Origin of the sequence: Pseudophaeobacter leonis (assembly GCF_002087335.1) — a bacterium.
GTDB classification, from domain to species: domain Bacteria; phylum Pseudomonadota; class Alphaproteobacteria; order Rhodobacterales; family Rhodobacteraceae; genus Pseudophaeobacter; species Pseudophaeobacter leonis.
In genome coordinates this window covers 1-18577 of the sequence record NZ_MWVJ01000108.1, presented here as the reverse complement: position 1 = coordinate 18577, position 18577 = coordinate 1, and the positions used below count along the sequence as shown (strand labels likewise).

Here is an 18577-nt window from a genome sequence, read left to right as displayed (position 1 = left end):
GGGGTAAAACGATTTGAGTCTGATTGAAGCATTGCCATTGAGAACCGCCGATGCCAAAGATAGCTGCTCTGCGAGCAGCTTTTCGCTGCATAAGGCTCAATGCCTGCATCGGCGGGGTACGTCTAGCAGGTCACACCCTAGGAATCGGCGTGATACTGCCCTCGGTCGTTTGCGCATTGAATGCCAACTCGAAGGCCTGGAATGGCTGTAATCTTGGCGTTAAGTCCGACCAGTCGAATTGGAGCGGATCACAATAATTGATCGGAAAATAGCCCCCTTCGGGCTTTGGAAGCTGCGCATTGAACCGAATGCCAAGCCTGCCCACCTCCGGCACATCTGCATCTCGGTTGTCAGATCGGAGCCAAATTTGGAAACATACGGATCCCGCCATCAGCAAAAAAATCATATATGGCAGCTGCGCACTAAAATCCTTTCGCCGCAGCAGGGTTACGGCCAGTGCAGGTGGCGCGTTGCCCACAAAGGCATAGGAGAATCCAATCTGCAAAGGCCCGGGATGCGGCTCGGTATCCAGATCATCCAAGCTAGCAATCGCTCTTTGGAAGTTGGGCAACTCCTCGGCAGGCAACATCGACAAACCGACCTTCGTCAAGGCCTTATATGCATAACGAGGAACGAACTTGTCGCCATCGACCGGCATTGTCAGGCTGAGCAGGCCCTTCGTCTGGTCGCCACCCATTAGTTCAGCATCGCCTTCAGACGCGATGCTGAGTTGCCGCTTCCCTTCAAGCATGGTGTGGCGCACCGTCGACTTTGATCCGGTCTTTCCGGTTTTACGAACACCAGAGCGGCCCCGCACACCGCCAAGGGTCAGGAATGGGCCGACCGCCTTACACAAAGCGTCCTCGTAGATAGAAAATTTATCGTTGCAAGCCCTGCATTCATCAAGTGAGAAAAGTGTCCGATTTCCAAGCGCGGCCGGAAGCGCATGGGCGTTCCGTCGCTTTCCAAAAACAGCTGAACCTGTCGCGCCGCAATATCGGCAGCTGGTTCGTTCGCCGAGAAAGCGCTGCATGCTGCCCGGTTCAACCAGTTCCTGTACAATTAGTTCATACATCGGTCTCTGTATCTCCCTCGCACGCTACAGACATCTCATATACAGCGCTGGTGCCCTATATGCTTTCCTAACATCGCGGACGTTCTGTAGCCACCGCAGCGAACATCAATATTTCTCGCTCCAAGGGGCACTGAAGACATTTTGTGAACTGACTGGGGACAGCTATGATGACTGTACCGATGACTATTGCTGATCTGATGCAGGATGGAAGTTTCAATTGGTCGTGGTCTTCCGAAGTTTAAGTTCTCCCAAATCAAAACGACTTGGGTATTTCCACGGTTCCTGCTACAAACGTCGGTGTAAATTTATTGTATTGGCGCACCCACTTAGGGAGTTAGCGGCGACAACCAACTCACTGGCGAGGTATGAAGTTTTTGGATATTCGGATTTCGTTTTCAAGCCCTGAGAGTGGGTTTCACTGGTCTGACTTGCTGCCGTACACACCACACCTTTTGTGGGCGCTTTTCTTTGCTTTCATTTTCTTTATCGTCGGGCCACGAACCATTAGGACCGCTTTTTCCCGGGCGACAAAGCTAGGGTTTGCAGGAGTTGAGTTAGAGCTATCGGGGGAGATACAGGAGGTCGCAGAAGCGAGGAATATCACTCTACCCGCAGGTCTTCAGGATCAATTGGTCCGACGAATGAAAACTATTGGGCCCCTGCTCAGGTCTTCACGAATTTTGTGGATCGATGATAACCCCACTAACAACATTCCCGAAATCGGCGTTCTGCGAAAACTTGGCGTTCTGATTGATCTTGCTAAATCTGATGAAGAAGCGCGAAGGCAAATGGCGGGCGCAGTCTATGATATTGTGATCTCTGACATGGGACGCGTAAACGATGGCGAAGCTGGGACTAAGCTGCTTCCAGAGATCCTGTCCTCCATCTCAAATCCTTTTGTCATTTTCTATGTAGGTGCGCAGCGCGATACCCCTCGGGGCGCGTTCGGGCTAACTACACGACCAGATGAACTGTTCAATTTGATACTCGATGCGACAGAAAGACGTAGGGGCTGATGTATATCCAAAAATGCGTAAAAGGGATAGTCGGCGACACTTCTGGCTCAAGCGGTCTTACACAGTCAAAAGCGCAGGAAATCATTGATCAGGATCATGGCATCATGTCCAATTGGTGGAGAAAGGAGCATCAAATAACTCCTCCCATGATCGCGGATGTACTGACACGGCAAAATCTGGATCGCCATTTGCACGATTACGAGAATTTTGGTGATGAAACCCCGTTTATCTCTTTGGCTAGTGGTTCCGTTGAACGAAATACCATCCTTCAACGGAATTTTGCTTACTCTGCCATCGACACAGCCTTGCAGTTTGCCACAGACGATTGGACGAGGCCGGGGGCACTATTTTTTTGCTGGGTGGCGACGAGCAACTATCCCGCAGTTGAGGTCAGCAATGTTGCTGAGGCTGTAAGAGACCTGAATATCTATCAAAGATGGTCACCCTACCAGCTAGAAGGCGAGATAACGGCCAAGGTTCACATACCGTCTAATCAAATTGAGCGGGTTGAATGGTGGGACCCTAGTCATGGCCATTGGGGGCCGCAGCACACGTGGTCGAATCCCAAGTATGTTGAGCCGGATGTCCTCAGCAACATTAGGGAGCTTTTCTGATGCATGACGAGGATTTTGGGGTCGAACCCGATAGGCTACGCAACCGGCTAAAATTTCTTGTAGGTCGCGCTGAGGTCCATAACGAGTTCAGGCAAAAGGGTTATGAACATCAAGCGATTGCAGCGACTGCGTACCGTGATGCCGCATCGATTGCGCTGCTTCTCGAAGACGCCGACAATGCCCGTCATCTTCTCCAAAAAGCTGGGAACGGTTTTCTTGAACTTGGGCTAATTCATGGCGCTGTACTCCTCGCATTGTCAGGAGGACCAAAAGCCGTTTCGTCACTAGCAGATCATAGTGACCTCATCGATGGCGTCAGAAGCCAAAAGCGTTTGGGCGATGGAGAAGAACGCCTTGCGCGCCCCTTGGAAAACTCTGCGCGGACGACGACAAGTCAATTGTTTGCGCTTTATCAAGCTGAGTGTTTGGGCGATGCGCTGTTCATTGAATCGAGCATAGAGTTTCCGTACAGGCGGGCTTTGGATCGTCGTGCGGGCTTCCAAGTGGGTGTGACAGGCCTATCCATTGATAGCTATATGCGAATGGCGCAGAAGGTTATTTAGCCAACGGAAAGCAAGTTCGATCTTGACCACCCCTTCGTCTTTCGCAGTGTTGAAACAATCGCAAGCAGTCGTTTGATTCAATCCAATCCGCAATGAAGGACAGCTATCATTGGCAGCGTATGCCGCGTCCCTCTGCATTGTTGGACTTTGACACGTTGGTTTTGGGCTCTTTGGCGATGTCTAGCGGCATTGGCCTTGGCCCGTTCGAGAGATTAATGAGCGACGAGGTCCCGTACCTAGGCGCTCCAATACGGGCAGCAAAGCTGCTACAACAAGGACCTGAGCGAGAGCCGCTTAGCACGTATTAATCACTGTGCTTGGGTATCGCTGGGGTAGCAGAAGCGGTGGGCTTGAATGCGCCGGCATGAGACAGGTCGAGACAATCTGCCATGCGCAAACGGCAAGGTTTTCAATCAGCTACGATACGAGTTGAGCAAACCTGCAACAGCGTGCGCGGACAACAAGGCTAATTGAAAATCCTCGTGTCGGTGGTTCGATTCCGCCCCCGGGCACCACTTAAGTATCTGAATTCATTTATATTTTCGTTTCTCATTTTTGAGATCCTATTGAGGTTTGACGGTATTCTTGAAGGGTTTGACAACTTCTCTGTTTCGTTCGACTTCCTTTTCCCAAATATTGATTGTGCCCGCGTTCTTCTTCGCGAGGTTGGCGTTGCGGGAATAGTGCAGTCCCATGGCAGGCGATTTTTGGGCTAATAGGTCGGAAATGTCTCTTTCGTCGAGGCCAGCTTCCCGCAGCGTTGTCGCCATGGTGTGGCGTAGACCTTTCATCGTCAGCCCGACGCCAACCAGATTCTCTGTTTCAAGCTTCTTCTTGAAGCGATGCCAAGATGACGACAGCCCGTCATAGCTCCACGGTGTGCCCTTGCTGCTGGCAAGTACCGTAATGGCATTATGTGACGGAGCACGGTCCAGTTCGGCCCTGAGCGTCGGCCCCAATGGAATTGCAGCGCCGCTCTGTGTTTTGTTCCGGTCTTTGTAAATCGTGTCGCCTTCGATTTGATCTCGGGTCAACGAGATTGCATCGGTTGGATCAAGGCCAGTGCAAAGCATGACTGCCAACGCGGCCCGCATTGGCAGGGGCAGCGCGATCCAAGACAATGTGAACCTCGTTCGGCTGCCAAGGCCGATTCGGATAGGCCATTCCTTTAGGGCGAGGCTTTGGGATCACGTCTTTTGCGAAATTCTTCTCGATCAACCCCTTCGGAACGCAGAATTTAAACACCTGCGACAGAAAGTTCCTGACTCTGTTGGCCTTATCCCAGCTCTTTGTCTTTGAGATCTTATCGTGAATTCCCGCCACCAAGGGCGTCGTGATTGCGTGAACAGGTGTGTCTCGTATCGAGTGCAGGATATCAGCGCACATCTTGTATTCCCGCTTCAAAGCGCTTGAGAGGTTTTGAAAATGCTCCTCCTCAAAATACACTCTGAACAGCCCTCCCAAAGTTCCTGGCTTCGGTTCCTGAGCCTTCTGGGCTTCTCCAAGTGCGGTTATACGGGCGCATTCAACAAAGAACTCAGCGGACCCGAAAGGGGCCTTCTGCAGGTCGATCTTGAGGCCGGTTTTCCGATGGTAACAGCGCGGTTTGCCGTGCCTGTCTTTGAAAACTTTGAAGCCCTTCACCCGAATATGTGTCATTAGAGCCTGTCCAAAATTGCAGCTTGGGTTGTCAATTCGGCACCGTTTTTCATGGAATCGATCCATGAATCCAGATCTCGTTTGTCCCACAGTACCGTTCCAGGACGCATTTCAATTGGCTGAACTGGGCAGCTAAGCTTGAAGTGTTTTGAGGACAGCCCGGTGTAAGAAGCGGCCTCTGCCTGTTTCAACATACGCTTTTCCACTACACTGATATTCAGATTTGCGTTAGTCATCGTCACTGCCCTCTGGCCTATCCAAAACAGTCATGTTCAACGGCGACAGGTATTCATTGCCGCCAGATCACGCCCGCCGTTTCTGCTGCGGCTTCTGCGAGGGTCATTAACCTAGCCATCATTCAACCTCCCAGCCGAGTAATTCGTGTCCAATTTCCAACAGATCCCCGATATCATATTCGGCTGACCTTTGAACTTTGGTGCTAGACGACCTTTGGATGGCTTCCATTTCATCCAGTGCCGTTTTCCCCTGGAGCCGACGCTGCTTGCCTTCATCTGTATCTCTGTTGGCAATAGCGTCGCACATCTTCATCCACTGTTCACGGTGGTGGAACTCTTGCGAGATATACTCACATTCGAGCCACGCATCTCCGCTTTCTGACAGCCTGATCGAACCCATGTAGCTGAGCTTGGTATAGCCAATTTTGTTTTCAAGAATGTCAGCAATGAGCCGCTCAAAGGGTTGGTTCGGATTCAGCCCTAGTTCGGAGGTAAAGTCAGTATGACTTGCACGAATGTCGGGTTTGAGCGCTCCAAAAAAAAGCACGTCTTTGACCGCTTTGCTTGGAGACTGCGATGCCATGTAGGCAATGAATACTCGGGCTGCATCTAGGGCGGTAATGTCAGGCGCATTGACCCCCCGCGCACCAGTTGTGAAGAGACCCGCTTCACGCAAGTACCGTACAATCATTCTGATTGTTTTCTCTTCTGCGCCTAGCATTCGGGACATTAGGGCAAGGAATTGAGCAAGTTTCATATCTTTCGGATATCAGCTCCGTTAGAAGCTGCCAATACTAAGTGATTAGGAGTCAGATAGGTGAAGTCAAACAGATAGCCTACCTCACCAACTACTCATCATTTCGTCGATATGGGCGCGACAGCATATCCATGAGCATCCATACGTCGAAGTGATTGAAAAATCCCGCCGTTGGGAGAAGTGGGGCATGTTTTTCCAAGCCTTTGAAGTTATCAGTGCGCTTGCATCCTTAGGGTGCTTTTTGATGGGCATGTACACCGTGCGGACAGCGGTAGTGTTTTTGTTCTAGGCAAACGGAGGTGGATGGACGTGACGCCATGCAAACTAACCAAGGAGCTTCGAGGCGGAAAAGGGGAGCGGAAATTAATATTGTAAGAATTTCTGCGTCCTCTCGCATTGGGAGCGGAAGATTGACACGCGGAGTGGAGGGTGCCCCTATTGCCGTATGTAGATCAGGCAGGTGGGGGCATGTGTCCGTCGTCAGAGTTTTTGGAACCACAGGCGGCCTCAACTAAGAGAGAGTTTGGCTCATCTGGTTGGTTTGATTATGCGGCGCGTTGGCTGTGATCCAAGCGTCGCGTTTCGAGCGTCTTTTGTTTGATCCTTTTCCTTTGTTCCAGAATGGCTTTGTCACGCCCGAAGTAGACATCTGCGGGTGTGACGTTGCCCAGGCTCTCGTGATAGCGTTGCTGGTTGTAGTAATCGACAAAGGCTTCGATCTGGGCTTCGAGATCGCCGGGCAGGAAGTAGTTTTCCAGCAGGATGCGGTTTTTCAAAGTCTGATGCCACCTCTCAATTTTACCCTGTTTCTGGGGATGATAAGGTGCGCCCCTGCTGTGCTTCATTCCTTTGTCCCGCAACCATTCCGCCAGATCGCCAGAGACGCAGCTTGACCCGTTGTCGCTCAGCAGACGCGGCTTGTTAACGACGTGAACCTGGTCGCAGCCGGAAGTCTGCAAAGCCAGGTCTAAGGTATCCGTGACATCCTTAGCCCTCATATTGGTGCAAAGCTTCCACGAGATGATGTAGCGGCTGTAATCATCCAGGATCGTGCTGAGATAGTGGACTTGTCCCGATTTAGTTTCGGTCTCTTTCGAGCGATATTCGCAATGAAGGAGACAAAAATTGGCACCAAGATACAGCGACGAGTTCAGACGTGATGCGGTTCGCATTGCAACAAGCAGTGGACTGACGCGACCTCAGATCGCGTCTGATTTAGGGGTTGGTGTTTCGACACTGAACAAGTGGGTTCAACACCATCAGAATGATGACCTGATGTCCGGCCCGCATGAGGATGTGGAGAAGGAGAACGCCCGCCTTCGCAAAGAGAACCGGCTACTCCGCGAGGAGAGGGAAGTGTTAAAGAAGGCGACGATCTTCTTCGCAGGCCAAAAGGCGTGAGGTTTGCCTTTATCGACACCTGGAAGAAGATCTGGCCCATTGAGTTTCTATGCCGCGTTTTGCGGGTAACTTCCCGTGGGTTTCGCGCCTGGAAGATCCGCCCTATCAGCCGAAGCCAGCGAGATGACATGGTGCTGTTGGCCCATATCAGAGAACAACACCGCCTTAGCCTGCAAAGCTACGGCCGACCTCGCATGACGGAGGAACTGCGCGATCTCGGTCTTGTTGTCGGGCACCGCCGGGTAGGCCGGTTTGATGCGTGAGAACGCGATCAAGGTTATTCGAACCCGTAAACACAAAGTCACGACTGACAGCAATCACGCCTTCAATGTCGCCCCCAACTTTCTTGATCAGGACTTCTCTGCTGATGGCCCAAGCCAAAAATGGGCTGGGGACATTTCCTACATCTGGACGAGCGAGGGATGGCTGTATTTGGCAGTGATCATCGATCTTTACTCCCGCCGGGTCATTGGCTGGGCGGTCAGTAACCGGATGAAGCGGGACCTGGCCATCAAGGCATTGGACATGGCAGTAGGGCTGCGAAAGCCACCCAAAGGCTGTATCCATCATACGGATCGTGGCTCTCAATACTGTTCAGGTGATTATCAGAAAAGTCTGAAGCAGCATGGATTTCTGGTCTCAATGAGCGGCAAGGGAAATTGTTATGACAATTCAATGGTCGAGACCTTCTTCAAATCTCTGAAAGCCGAACTGATCTGGCGTCAGAAATGGGCGACCCGCAGACAAGCAGAAGGAGCAATATTCCAATACATCAATGGGTTCTACAACCCGCGAAGACGGCATTCATCCCTTGGCGGGAAAAGTCCCTTGGCTTTCGAGAGACGGGCTGCCTAACATGAGCTGAGAGACCGGAATTTTTGCGTGGCAAGTCCACTTACTCGAGGAGCTGACAGTCTACCTGCACCGCTGGGAGACTGGATAGGAGGCCAGGGCCGGGATCAGGAAATAGGTGGGATTCTACAATCACAAGCGACCACCCGCCGTGGTCTGTTGGAAACGAAATGAAACAGCCCCGATTAGTAGATGCAACGAGTAGCCCAATATACGCCAGAACCTGCTCAACTAATACGGAGTAGCCGAACCAATCCTGGCTGCGGAATAACCGATCGGAAAGTCCACATAGAAAATGTTGGAAATTAAGCCCCTCACAACACGATAGCTCTGGACTTGTAGCAACAACAGATCCAACATGGCACCCGGCGGGGTCACACCCGCTATAAAGCTGAAAACGGCCGCGTAGCTCTATAGGCGAATAGAACTAAAAATAGGGAGATTAGCAGAGTATTCCGAGAATTATTCTTTATGGTAATATTTGAAATGCTCCCGACCAAGTAATTTTATGAGGAAATATATGTATACATCATGGAAATCCGAAACCAAAGAACGGAAAGCGACATGGTCTAGTGTAGCAAAGACCTTATGGCAAATTGACTCCGAACAGTCTGATACTTCATCAATGCCTGCGCCCGATTGGGAGCAGTCCAAGACAGAATATATGAAAAAAAGCGCGTTGCTTCTTAGACGACTTAGTGCGAGTGGTATCATTTAGAGAATGATATGAAAATATGTGTTCCATCCCGGATGATTACATAGCCCCTCGTCGATCTGCGCTTTTCATGGTACGGTCTGTTCTTGAGGCTGTTCGGGATGGAGAGAGCGATGCAAATCAGACTGCATAACTAAGCGACGACGACCCCAAAGGTGCGCGCGGCGATCTAGGCGAGCGATGAACGCGCGTGTGTACTGGCTGAACGCCACGGTACGACCGAGCAGACGGTATGGAAGTGGCGCAAGCGAGATGGGGTTGAAGACCGCAGCCATACACAGCACCGCCTCCAAACAACACTGACACCGGCGCAGGAGGCGGTCGCAGTAGCGTTGCGCAAGACGCTTCTGGTTTCTCTGGACGATCTACTGGCTGTGTTGTGGTGCGCGAGTTTCTTAGAACGCATGTGTCGCGCTCCGGGCTCGACCGTTGTCTGCGTGGGCACGGGTTCGGCAACCTGCGTGACATGAAGGCCAAAGAACCCCGCCCCAAGCACAGCGCCTTCAAGGCTTACGAGCCGGGCTATATCCACATAGACGTCAAATATCTGCCTCAGATGCAGGATGAAACCAAGCGCCGTTACCTCTTCGCGGCCATCGACAGGGCGACGTGGTGGGCCTTTATCCGCGTCTTCAATGCAAAAACAGCGGCTAATGCGCGACGTTTTTTGCGTGATCTTGGGCGTGCTTGCCCCCTGCGTATCCGCACGATCCTTACGGATAACGGCAAGGAGTTCACTGATCGGCATTTTGGTCGGCGCAAGCGGGCTGCAACGGGCGCGCACGAGTTCGATACGCTCTTTACCGCTCTCGACATCGAGCACCGCCTGACGCCACCTAAATCACCCCAAACCAATGGCATGGTCGAACGCTTCAATGGACGAATAGAAGAGGTACTGCAAAGCCATCACTTCCGATCAGGGGAGGAGTTGGAGGCAACGCTGCACCGATACGCATGGCTCTACAACCAGCAGCTTCCCCAATCAGTTCTGGACAGAAAAACGCCCTTGAACGCGATGAAGGACTGGCGCAAAATCAAACCAGAGATGTTCAAGAAACGACCATACTACCTCACGGGATATGACAAATATGCAAGGTATGGTGTGATGCCAGGAGGTGCCTTTTCGTATCCCCCATACCTTACTTTGTTCAGATTGTTTGAGAATGTTCTAGGATTTTCCCACGCCTTTCGAATTGTTCCTGTATGAATTCACCTTCGTTCATTCTAAATTTTTCCTCCAGGGCGACGTTACTTTTTCCTCCGAGTTTTTTAATTGGATTCTCAGGGATCTCATCTAGGTAATTTTCTGGCAATTTCACACCTAGAACATTTGCAAGTAATAGCACTGCCTCTTGTGGTCTTGCCACAATATCCTCATAGAATAAATTTATTGGAGCAATGTTTTTTTCAAGAAAGTAACTCAAGAAGTTATTTTCTTGAGTTATGAAGTTTCGGATATATGATTTTAGAGATTCGCCATCATAAGGAATGGATTGAGCTAGATCCGCTCCATCTACTTTAATTTGGTAACTATGAAATAGCTTAGTGCGGTCTGCTAAGAAATTTGAAACAGCTTGCGCCACAACATTCCGCCTCCTTAGAAATATCCAATCTGATCCTATCAGTAAACAACTGTTCCGGCTCCACAATTGACTTCAAGGCAATGTACTGCAGCCAGTTAATCTCACAACCAAAAACTCCATTTTTGGATGCGTTTTTTTGAATCAAATTTCCGATATAATCCTCAAACGCTGCCATTCCTTTGGGGGAGTTTTCATCAAAATTCCCCCAGTTAAACCATTCATGAGGTGTGGAGAGGATTTCAGTCGCACTTATCTCATGCGTTAGGAACGTGCTTCCAGAACGTGCCGTAAAGGCTACAAAATACGGCAAAACCCCTTGTGTTGCTTTCCTTATTTCAGAAATCCGCTCCACGGATAAGTCGACCCCATTGCTTAGGCCAAAAGAATTTCTAAGTAGGTTGCTCACATCATTTTTATTCATAAGGGATCACTTTATTTTGGGTATGATCAATGTCATACTTTGATTGTAAAAGATAGAGGCGATACCGCCGCCCCATTTTTAGTAGGATCCGCCTGTAGATCTACGCGGCTATTTTCAATTTCATAACGGGTGTGATCCGACCGAGTGCCATGTTGGGTCTGTTGTTGTTGTAAGTCCAGAGCCATCGTGTCGTCTTGTCTTGTGCCCCCTCTACCGTTTCAATGTTGCTCTGATCCAGCCATTCGTGGCGAACCGAGCGATTGTAACGTTCGATGTAGGCATTCTGCTGCGGCACAAGGAGCCATTCAATGATCTTGTTAAGGCTACGATGACGCACAGCGCAGGCATAGAAAAGTCCACTTCAGTGCCAAACCCATCACGATTGAAATTATCCAGCACGGTTAGCGTCCGGAACGTGCTGCCATCCGCAGACTGATCCCGCATGACGTTCATCGGCCAGCGAACCCAGACGATCAACGCACTGCGTGGCCATCTTGCAGAGTACGGCGTCGTTGCGCCGAAGGGAGCTATTCACGTCAAACGTCTGGCCGACGCAGTTTAAAACGAGACCGTAGGCTTTCAGATGGTGTTCGAGAACTCCCCCATGTATATCTCGCACAGATCTAATGTCTCAATGTTCAGATTACGGCGCTGGATCAGAAGATGAAGCGTCCCGCCAAAGAAGCCGAAGCGGCGCGACGGTCTCAGTCCATGCCTAGCGTGGGGCAAGTCACAGTCTTGGCAATAGAAACCTTTCGTAATGGGGCGTTAGCTGTCAAGCACCTTACCGCATGGTGGAATGCCCTTGAGCTGCCCCACCTGAGTGGTCCAATTTGAAAGTTAGTGATGGCGTGGATCCCCCCGTTTGAACGGCATCGCAATGTGCCAAAGTGATGTTTCGAAGAATATCACTACGAAGGAGGGAGCATCCATGACGGAAGTTAGCATTATTGGCGTCGACCTGGCAAAGAACGTGTTTCAGCTACACGGCGCCCACGCCGATGGTTCTGTTGCTTTTCGAAAGAAAGTAAATCGAGCCAAGTTCCTCAACTTTCTCGCCCAACAACCCCGGTGTGTGGTCGCCATGGAACCACAGCCCAGCATTTAAGGCGAAGGTTGCACTGGCGGCATTGAAGGGCGACAAGGTGATGGGCGAGCTGGCCACGCAGTTCGACGTTCATCCGAACCAAATCAAGCAGTGGAAAGATCTGCTTCTCGAAGGCTTGACGGACGTTTTCGACGACAAACCCAAGGCGTCGAAGTAAGCTGAGGTCGACGTCAAATCGCTACATGCGAATATTGGCCAGCTGACGCTGGAGGGCGATTTTTTGGAAGGTGAGCAAGCGCGCTGCTCATCCCGTACTCATTGCAAAGCTCAGACACCGGCACGCCGCCTTCTGTCTGCTTCAGGATAGACATAATCTGGGCGTCTCTAAATCGAGCGGTCTTCATCAAAAATCTCCTCAGATATACTGTTGAGAAAATTCTACTTTTGAGCACGATGGATTCAGCCGGTCAGTGCAACACCTGCTCTAGCCTATGCGCTGGCGTCAGGAATCCCAAGGTTTTCCGCGGCCGGTTGTTAAGATGGTTTGCGATCTCGTCCAACTGTTCCTGAGAGTAGCTGGAAAGACAGGACCCTTTCGGAAAGTATTGGCGCAGCAAACCGTTGGTATTTTCATTTGTTCCGCGTTGCCATGGGCTGCTTGGGTCGCAGAAGTAGACATCGATATCTGTGGCGACCGTGAACTTCTGATGCGAGGCTAATTCCGTTCCTCGATCCCAGGTAAGGCTTTGCTTCAACTGGCTGGGTAATTCAGTCATGTGACGGGCCAAAGCGGGCACAACGACATCAGTCTTTTTGCCGTCAACTTTCACCAAGATCGTAAATCGGGTCTGACGCTCAACGACCGTGGCGATGTAGCTGTTCTTCGACCCACAAATGAGATCGCCCTCCCAATGGCCTGGAACCGCGCGATCCTCGACAGCAGCAGGTCTGTCCCGGATGGATACGCCTTCGACAATTTGTTGTCCTGATCCTGGCTTGTGATCTTTGGCATGTCGGAATTTACGCTTACTTCTGAGATGGTTGCGTAACTCTTTGTGGAACAGTCCGCGCGTTTGCACAAACAGACTTTTATAAATCGTCTCATGCGACACATACATTCCTTCGGTGCCTGAGTAGGTGAGTTTGAGCCATCCTGCGATCTGTTCAGGGGACCAGTCTGCACGAAGCTTGGCGTCAACGAGATCCTTCAGCGCTGCGTTTTGGCTCAGTAAGAACGGCTTTGGTCGTCGCCCGCGCCGCCAAGCAGATGTGTCTGCAATGAGAGCACGATATCTCTTCCGTCCACCGTTTTTGTGGACCTCACGGCTTACAGTAGACGGGCTACGGCCTAAAACATTGGCGATAAATCGAAGGCTATGTCCATGAGAAATGCCGCGCGAAATCTCTTCACGTTCTTCCAAGCTTAACGCCTGCGCACATCTAAAACGATGGCGGGGCCTGATGCCACCATGATACTGGAGATATGAGAAAACGGTGGCAGGTGGCTTGTCGATGACGCGTGCAATATTTGCCATTGGCGTTCCACGTTCCCACTCGCGCCAAATAACTGATTTCTTTTGTTCATCCATCGGGTGCGGCTTGGTCATCAACACAGTCCTTAAATCCAAAGTTCTAAACTGTGTTGCACTGACCGGCTGAATCCATCACTAATAATTCTTTGGGGGGAGGCTCATGCTGATGCTCAGAGCCTACCGGTCCTTTGACCGTCAGGGCTCTCCTGGACACTTCGGTGGCCTATGAAACATAGATGGCCTGCTGCGAAAAAAATCTGGGCTTGTGGGAAATATCTAAGTGGACCTTCTCCTAATGAGTCGTTAAAAACAGGGAGTGAAGCTTTCAGCGTCGAGATATTTTTCATGCCCAATTTTGAATTCTCTAATACACCTATTGCCTCCCACCCAGATCAATTGACGATCCAGGACACCGAGGCGATTAACGAAGCGTTTGATAAAGTATTTTATCTGGAGAAATATCCTGACGTTAGGATGGCCGGAATAGATCCATTGCTGCACTACTTTTTGCACGGGTGGTATGAAGGCCGGGATCCATCGCCTCATTTCTCAACGTCGTATTACCTTGAAAACAACCCAGATATTGCAAAATCTGGAAACAACCCACTCTGGCATTACGTAACAATTGGCCGCCAAGAAGGCAAAGCATCTCAGCCTGGAAGCGCAATATATGACCTTGAACCATGCTATGAGGCGGCGGCCATAGAGCCGTTTTTTGACGCTAATTTTTACCTAGCCGCGAACAGTGATGTTGCCGATGCGGGTCTTGATCCGCTGACGCACTATCTGATGCAGGGTTGGAGAGAAGGGCGTGATCCTCACCCTGATTTCTCGACAACATTCTATCTGGAAGAGAACAAGGATGTTTCGGACAAGGGTATCAACCCGTTTTGGCATTATGTGGTGGCCGGAAGGGACGAAGGTCGAGGGGCGCTTCCTCCGGAAGCGGTGCCAGGAGGGGGCGCTGAAGAGCAGTTAAATACTGAGGAGTTTTCTGAATTAGCTCATATTTCAGAAGAGAAACTCGTTTACGAGATGAATACGATCAATGATGAATTCGACACGGTCTTCTACCTGAGTAAATACCCAGATATCAAACAGGCGGGGGTTGATCCGCTCATGCATTTTGTTCTTTCTGGGTGGAAGGAAGGGCGTGATCCAAATTCTAACTTCTCGGTTGACTATTACCTTGAAGCGAATCCCGACATTAAAGCATCCGGGATAAATCCGTTTTGGCATTATGTTATTGGTGGCCGTGCCGAAGGCAGAAATCCACGCCATCCTGGTGGGTTTGTCGCGGAAAAATTGATAACACAACTACCTCTTGAAGACATTGTCGCGCAATGGCACAGTGGGGAAACGCCGAAAAGATGGCTTGATGCGAAAAATATCTCTAGAACAATCTTGAAGGCGGTTGGTCGTCAACACAACAAAAAACTCCTGCTATCTGTTGGTCATGACAACTATCGGGAAATTGCCGGTGGAATCCAGTATTGCATACAGCGGGAAGAAGAGCTCTCGGCCGAAAACGGGGTGATTTATCTTAATCTGCATCCATATCAGCCCCTACCGAGGCTCGCGCACGCCGCAGAGGACCCGGATGTCGCAGTCAATTTGATCCTTGGTCGGGATATGCTGGGGGCTGCCCGCATGAGCCAATTGATTCTGGCGACGGAAATGTTGGCAGAAAAACTGCCAGACATCCATGTCGTAGTTCATCACCTGCTTGGGCATCACCCGGAGCAAGTTACCGATTTGGTTCTCGCCACGGGGAAAAATCAATGCCACTTCTGGACCCACGACTTTTTCTCTGTTTGTCCGAGCTATGCCTTACAACGCAACGACGTTACGTTCTGCGGTGCGCCACCGGTGGAATCCAACGCCTGCACCCTGTGTTTTTACGGCGAAGAAAGAGTGCAGCATCAAAAGAGATTGCAGTCATTTTTTGAACGTTTGGATGTTCATGTTCTAAGCCCCTCAGAGTTCTGTGCAGACCTTTGGGGGGCGCGGTTTGGTGCCAAGGCTGGTAAGCTTGATGTGCACCAGCACGTGTCTCTCGATTGGATTGCTCGGGAGGGCGCAACACCAAAAGACGCCGACAAGATCACGATTGCATTTTTGGGATACCCAGCACGCCACAAGGGTTGGAACGTCTTCGATCACTTGTTGAAAAGTTTCAAGGATGACCAAAACTTTGATTTTGTTTACCTAGGCACTAACCCCCCCCCCTCGGCGCTTGTAAGGCATGTCCCCGTTAGCGTGACATCGGATAATCCCTCCGCCATGATTGATGCTGTTGCAGACGAGAAGACCGACATTGTCCTGCATTGGGCGACCTGTCCCGAGACCTTTTCCCTCTCAACATTTGAAGCGTTGGCCGGGGGCGCTTTTGTACTCACCAACCCGAATAGTGGAAACGTGGCCGCGACAGTCGAAAAACTCGGGCGTGGTCGCGTGTTGGCTGGAGAAGACGACCTAGTGGACTTTCTTACTGATGGGCGAGCCAAGAATATGGTGGAAAAGTTGCGTACTGAACGTAAGAAAACGATGGTTAGTCGCTCAGTGAGCGCAATGAGTTTCGACTTTTTAAACAAGACGAGCGACAAATGACAATTCACGCATTCACCAGCTTCTCCTACAGTTATCTGAACCGGGCTCGGGTTCTTTCCAAAACCCTGCGGGCGCAACACCCTGACTGGGTAATTTGGGCGGTGCTGACGGATAAAAAGCCAGAGGGGTTCGTTTTTGATCTCTCCGAGGAGGATTTCGACGGAGTCCTTACGGCCGACGATCTTTTTGGAGACAAAACTGATGCCTGGCTATTCGGCCATGATGTCGTTGAGGCCTGTACAGCTGTGAAAGGACGCGCTTCCGTGCGCTTGCTAAAGGAGCGAGACTGCGAAAAGCTCTTTTATTTTGACCCGGATATTGCTGTGGTCAATAACATGGACCCGGTGATCGAACTGCTGGACGACTTCTCGATCGTACTGACGCCTCATCAGGCTGACCCAGAACCACGAAATGACAAATGGGCCATTCAGGATAATGAGATTGCTTCTCTGAATTACGGTGTTTTCAATCTGGGTTTCGTTGCGATGGCCAACGATGAAGAAGGCAAGCGATTTGCCCAATGGTGGGATGACCGTCTTTGTGATTGGTGTCACGACCGGTTGGACATCGGCGTATTCGTGGACCAGAAATGGTGTAACTTGGTGCCCTGCTTCTTTGACAACGTCAAAGTGTTGCGTGATCCAGGCTTCAATGTGGCCAGCTGGAACCTCAGCCAGCGAGACATGCGCTATGATGAAAACGGGGCGGCCCGGATCAACGGAAAACTATTACGGTTTTATCATTTCACCAAGCTCGGCCCAGTTGGGGATACGATGACGCAACGATATGCGCAGGACAACACGGAGATCTACGAGCTTTGGTGGTGGTATCGTCAGCAGGTTTTATCGAAAACCTCTCCAGAGATTCCGAAAGGCTGGTGGTACTATGGCGCTTTTGACAATGATATAAAAGTTCCCAAGGATGTTCGCGAGCTCTATAGAGAACGCAAGGATCTCCAGGATTCCTTTGCCGATCCCTTGAAAACAGGAATTGGATCATTATACAATTGGCTCTTGGCTGAGACCGATCTAATGGCAGAGGGAAAAGGAGAAAAAGGGTTCACTCCTGTCTGAAATCCATTGGAGATTGACATCATTGAATTCAGCTAACCGAGCATTCGAAACGCTGTGGAATAGTTTGGCCTTCTTTCGAATAACGGGGAGCTGCGTATATTTACGAAAATCTTATATTTCGGCTTCAGCGCTTCAATAGCATTGGTCGTGTGAATCGGCTTTGTAGCACAAATCATCTGATGGTGGAGCTTCCCCTTACCCCAGACGGGCTTTGCCTACTAGCTCAGTGAGAGGTTTGCCAAGAGTCGTGTAGCAGTTGAGGACTGCGATACGAAATTGGATTTCCGCGACCAGCCTTTCAAAGGCGCTCGCCATCAGTGATTGGTCGAGTAGTTTTATACAATGAATATTCATTTCGACGCGGCTTCGGCGGTGATACCCGGTGACTTGCCGCCAAAATGCGCGCCCATGGTAATTTGAGGACCGACCCGCTTCATTTCGTGCTCTGGCTCCGGGCGTGTTACGTTTCCATAGCTTCGCATTCTTTCGCGGTGGAATGACAGCGTGGGCATTACGGGCTGCGATCGCGTCGTGACATTTGCGCGTGTCATAAGCCCCGTCCCCGGTGACACTGCCAATCTATTGGTCCGGCGGAATCAGCTCGAGTAGGTCAGGTAACATGGGTGCGTCACCGCTACTACTATTCGTGACCTCAACGGCACGTATTTCCAAGGTTTCCTCATCGATGCCAATTGTCTGACGTCAGCACCTATGGGGCCAAATGGGGATATTTGCGAAGAGAGGGTTTGTTGCTCATCATAGGCCACCGAGGAGTGGACGGTGAGAAAGACAACCAAGAGCCCTGGCGAGAATACCGTCAAAGACATCAAACGCGCCACGCGTAAACAGTATTCCTCTGAGGAGAAGATCAGGATCGTCCTGGATGGCCTGCGTGGCGAAGACAGCATTGCAGAGCTGTACCGCCGCGAGGGGATTTCCCAAGGGATTTACTACAAATGGTCTAAGGACTTCTTGGAGGCAGGAAAGAAGCGGCTGGCGGGCGATACGGCACGAGCTGCGAAAACTGATGAGGTCAAGGAGCTGCGCCGCGAGGCAAGGGATCTCAAAGAAGTGGTTGCGGAGCAGGCGCTCGAACTGCGCCTTCTCAAAAAAGCATGACAGACGTATCTGACGTCAGCGCTTATGGGTCCAAATAGGGAGATTTGATAAGAGAGAGTTTCTGGCTCATCGTAACCACCGAGGAGTGGACGATGAGAAAGAAGAACCATGAATCGCCCCGGTTTCACCGGAGACCTATAGCTTCATTTCACGCGACCCTATCGAGCGCGTCGTGCTGTGCATAGTAGTTCTGTTCAGCCTCTGCTGGCGGGATGTTTCCGATGGGGCCAAGCAAACGCCGGTTGTTGAACCAATCGACCCAGCCGAGGGTGGCCATTTCCAGATCCTGCATGTTGCGCCAAG

Annotated in this window: 13 protein-coding genes and 10 pseudogenes; 10 read left to right on the top strand and 13 right to left on the bottom strand. The window is 50.8% G+C overall.

The features are described 5' to 3' along the window. Positions 1–130: 130 nt before the first annotated feature. A complete protein-coding gene (locus B4968_RS20375) occupies positions 131–1075 on the bottom strand; it encodes a hypothetical protein (RefSeq protein ID WP_083101098.1) in 945 nt (314 codons plus the stop codon). Positions 1076–1440: 365 nt separating this feature from the next. On the opposite strand from B4968_RS20375, the gene B4968_RS20370 reads away from it, so the two are divergent. The 3 genes from B4968_RS20370 to B4968_RS20360 are packed head-to-tail and all read left to right on the top strand — an operon-like array spanning position 1441 to position 3268. Further along, positions 1441–2091 carry a DNA-binding transcriptional response regulator gene (locus tag B4968_RS20370; protein WP_083101097.1) on the top strand — a complete coding sequence of 217 codons (651 nt, stop codon included), beginning with the start codon at positions 1441–1443 and terminating at the stop codon, positions 2089–2091. Then, a complete protein-coding gene (locus B4968_RS20365) occupies positions 2091–2705 on the top strand; it encodes a hypothetical protein (protein WP_083101096.1) in 615 nt (204 codons plus the stop codon). The genes B4968_RS20370 and B4968_RS20365 overlap by 1 nt, the downstream gene beginning before the upstream one ends. Next, the gene (locus B4968_RS20360; protein ID WP_083101095.1) at positions 2705–3268 is read left to right on the top strand and encodes a hypothetical protein; all 564 of its coding nucleotides are present in this window, start codon (positions 2705–2707) and stop codon (positions 3266–3268) included. The genes B4968_RS20365 and B4968_RS20360 overlap by 1 nt, the downstream gene beginning before the upstream one ends. A 563-nt stretch (positions 3269–3831) precedes the next feature. Here B4968_RS20360 and B4968_RS20350 read toward each other — a convergent pair. The 5 genes and pseudogenes from B4968_RS20350 to B4968_RS20330 form a co-directional block, all read right to left on the bottom strand. Continuing rightward, complete coding sequence (locus B4968_RS20350; RefSeq protein WP_241525886.1) at positions 3832–4341, bottom strand: tyrosine-type recombinase/integrase; 510 nt, start codon at positions 4339–4341, stop codon at positions 3832–3834. Next, on the bottom strand, positions 4322–4927 hold the full coding sequence (locus B4968_RS20345) for a phage integrase central domain-containing protein (RefSeq protein ID WP_083101092.1): 606 nt from the start codon (positions 4925–4927) through the stop codon (positions 4322–4324). The genes B4968_RS20350 and B4968_RS20345 overlap by 20 nt, the downstream gene beginning before the upstream one ends. Further along, positions 4927–5163 (bottom strand): hypothetical protein, encoded by a 237-nt coding sequence (locus B4968_RS20340; RefSeq protein ID WP_083101091.1) that lies wholly within the window; start codon positions 5161–5163, stop codon positions 4927–4929. The genes B4968_RS20345 and B4968_RS20340 overlap by 1 nt, the downstream gene beginning before the upstream one ends. A 118-nt stretch (positions 5164–5281) precedes the next feature. After that, complete coding sequence (locus tag B4968_RS20335) at positions 5282–5920, bottom strand: hypothetical protein (protein ID WP_139792939.1); 639 nt, start codon at positions 5918–5920, stop codon at positions 5282–5284. A 545-nt stretch (positions 5921–6465) separates the two neighbouring features. Continuing rightward, positions 6466–6981 (bottom strand): annotated as a pseudogene (locus B4968_RS20330) (transposase); the annotation flags it as partial. Between the two features lie 64 nt (positions 6982–7045). Between B4968_RS20330 and B4968_RS20325 the strand changes: the two are divergent. Both B4968_RS20325 and B4968_RS20320 read left to right on the top strand, forming a co-directional pair. Next, positions 7046–8176: pseudogene (locus tag B4968_RS20325) on the top strand (IS3 family transposase). 867 nt (positions 8177–9043) lie between these two features. Next, a pseudogene (locus tag B4968_RS20320) lies at positions 9044–9972 on the top strand (IS481 family transposase); the annotation flags it as partial. 64 nt (positions 9973–10036) lie between these two features. Here B4968_RS20320 and B4968_RS20315 read toward each other — a convergent pair. From B4968_RS20315 to B4968_RS20310, 3 genes and pseudogenes are all read right to left on the bottom strand, one after another. Then, positions 10037–10471, bottom strand: a complete 435-nt coding sequence (locus B4968_RS20315) for a Stf0 family sulfotransferase (RefSeq protein ID WP_161492628.1) — start codon at positions 10469–10471, stop codon at positions 10037–10039. Further along, positions 10431–10892, bottom strand: a complete 462-nt coding sequence (locus B4968_RS23290; protein WP_139792938.1) for a hypothetical protein — start codon at positions 10890–10892, stop codon at positions 10431–10433. The genes B4968_RS20315 and B4968_RS23290 overlap by 41 nt, the downstream gene beginning before the upstream one ends. 100 nt (positions 10893–10992) lie before the next feature. Further along, a pseudogene (locus B4968_RS20310) lies at positions 10993–11351 on the bottom strand (integrase core domain-containing protein); the annotation flags it as partial. 472 nt (positions 11352–11823) lie between these two features. Here B4968_RS20310 and B4968_RS23590 point away from each other — a divergent pair. Beyond that, a pseudogene (locus B4968_RS23590) lies at positions 11824–11982 on the top strand (IS110 family transposase); the annotation flags it as partial. Then, positions 11966–12220, top strand: a pseudogene (locus tag B4968_RS24885) (transposase); the annotation flags it as partial. The pseudogenes B4968_RS23590 and B4968_RS24885, both read left to right, overlap by 17 nt. A gap of 16 nt (positions 12221–12236) precedes the next feature. Here the strand turns inward: B4968_RS24885 and B4968_RS23285 are convergent. Beyond that, positions 12237–12344: pseudogene (locus B4968_RS23285) on the bottom strand (transposase); the annotation flags it as partial. Between the two features lie 63 nt (positions 12345–12407). Further along, a complete protein-coding gene (locus B4968_RS20295) occupies positions 12408–13547 on the bottom strand; it encodes an IS30 family transposase (protein ID WP_083101114.1) in 1140 nt (379 codons plus the stop codon). 270 nt (positions 13548–13817) lie between these two features. Between B4968_RS20295 and B4968_RS20290 the strand changes: the two genes are divergently transcribed. Further along, positions 13818–16082, top strand: a complete 2265-nt coding sequence (locus tag B4968_RS20290; protein ID WP_083101086.1) for a glycosyltransferase family protein — start codon at positions 13818–13820, stop codon at positions 16080–16082. Further along, on the top strand, positions 16079–17155 hold the full coding sequence (locus B4968_RS20285; protein ID WP_083101085.1) for a hypothetical protein: 1077 nt from the start codon (positions 16079–16081) through the stop codon (positions 17153–17155). The genes B4968_RS20290 and B4968_RS20285 overlap by 4 nt, the downstream gene beginning before the upstream one ends. Positions 17156–17350: 195 nt before the next feature. On the opposite strand, the pseudogene B4968_RS20280 reads toward B4968_RS20285, so the two are convergent. Continuing rightward, positions 17351–17848, bottom strand: a pseudogene (locus tag B4968_RS20280) (IS5 family transposase); the annotation flags it as partial. Between the two features lie 87 nt (positions 17849–17935). On the opposite strand from B4968_RS20280, the pseudogene B4968_RS20275 reads away from it, so the two are divergent. Next, a pseudogene (locus B4968_RS20275) lies at positions 17936–18268 on the top strand (transposase); the annotation flags it as partial. Between the two features lie 154 nt (positions 18269–18422). Here the strand turns inward: B4968_RS20275 and B4968_RS23280 are convergent. Further along, a pseudogene (locus B4968_RS23280) lies at positions 18423–18577 on the bottom strand (IS3 family transposase); the annotation flags it as partial.

Excerpts from the sequence above, each read along its gene's own strand:
- B4968_RS20375 (WP_083101098.1), bottom strand. The coding sequence starts at position 1,075 with ATGTATGAACTAATTGTACAGGAACTGGTTGAACCGGGCAGCATGCAG.
- B4968_RS20370 (WP_083101097.1), top strand. The coding sequence starts at position 1,441 with ATGAAGTTTTTGGATATTCGGATTTCGTTTTCAAGCCCTGAGAGTGGG.
- B4968_RS20365 (WP_083101096.1), top strand. The coding sequence starts at position 2,091 with ATGTATATCCAAAAATGCGTAAAAGGGATAGTCGGCGACACTTCTGGC.
- B4968_RS20360 (WP_083101095.1), top strand. The coding sequence starts at position 2,705 with ATGCATGACGAGGATTTTGGGGTCGAACCCGATAGGCTACGCAACCGG.
- B4968_RS20350 (WP_241525886.1), bottom strand. The coding sequence starts at position 4,341 with ATGCTTTGCACTGGCCTTGATCCAACCGATGCAATCTCGTTGACCCGA.
- B4968_RS20345 (WP_083101092.1), bottom strand. The coding sequence starts at position 4,927 with ATGACACATATTCGGGTGAAGGGCTTCAAAGTTTTCAAAGACAGGCAC.
- B4968_RS20340 (WP_083101091.1), bottom strand. The coding sequence starts at position 5,163 with ATGACTAACGCAAATCTGAATATCAGTGTAGTGGAAAAGCGTATGTTG.
- B4968_RS20335 (WP_139792939.1), bottom strand. The coding sequence starts at position 5,920 with ATGAAACTTGCTCAATTCCTTGCCCTAATGTCCCGAATGCTAGGCGCA.
- B4968_RS23290 (WP_139792938.1), bottom strand. The coding sequence starts at position 10,892 with ATGAATAAAAATGATGTGAGCAACCTACTTAGAAATTCTTTTGGCCTA.
- B4968_RS20295 (WP_083101114.1), bottom strand. The coding sequence starts at position 13,547 with ATGACCAAGCCGCACCCGATGGATGAACAAAAGAAATCAGTTATTTGG.
- B4968_RS20290 (WP_083101086.1), top strand. The coding sequence starts at position 13,818 with ATGCCCAATTTTGAATTCTCTAATACACCTATTGCCTCCCACCCAGAT.
- B4968_RS20285 (WP_083101085.1), top strand. The coding sequence starts at position 16,079 with ATGACAATTCACGCATTCACCAGCTTCTCCTACAGTTATCTGAACCGG.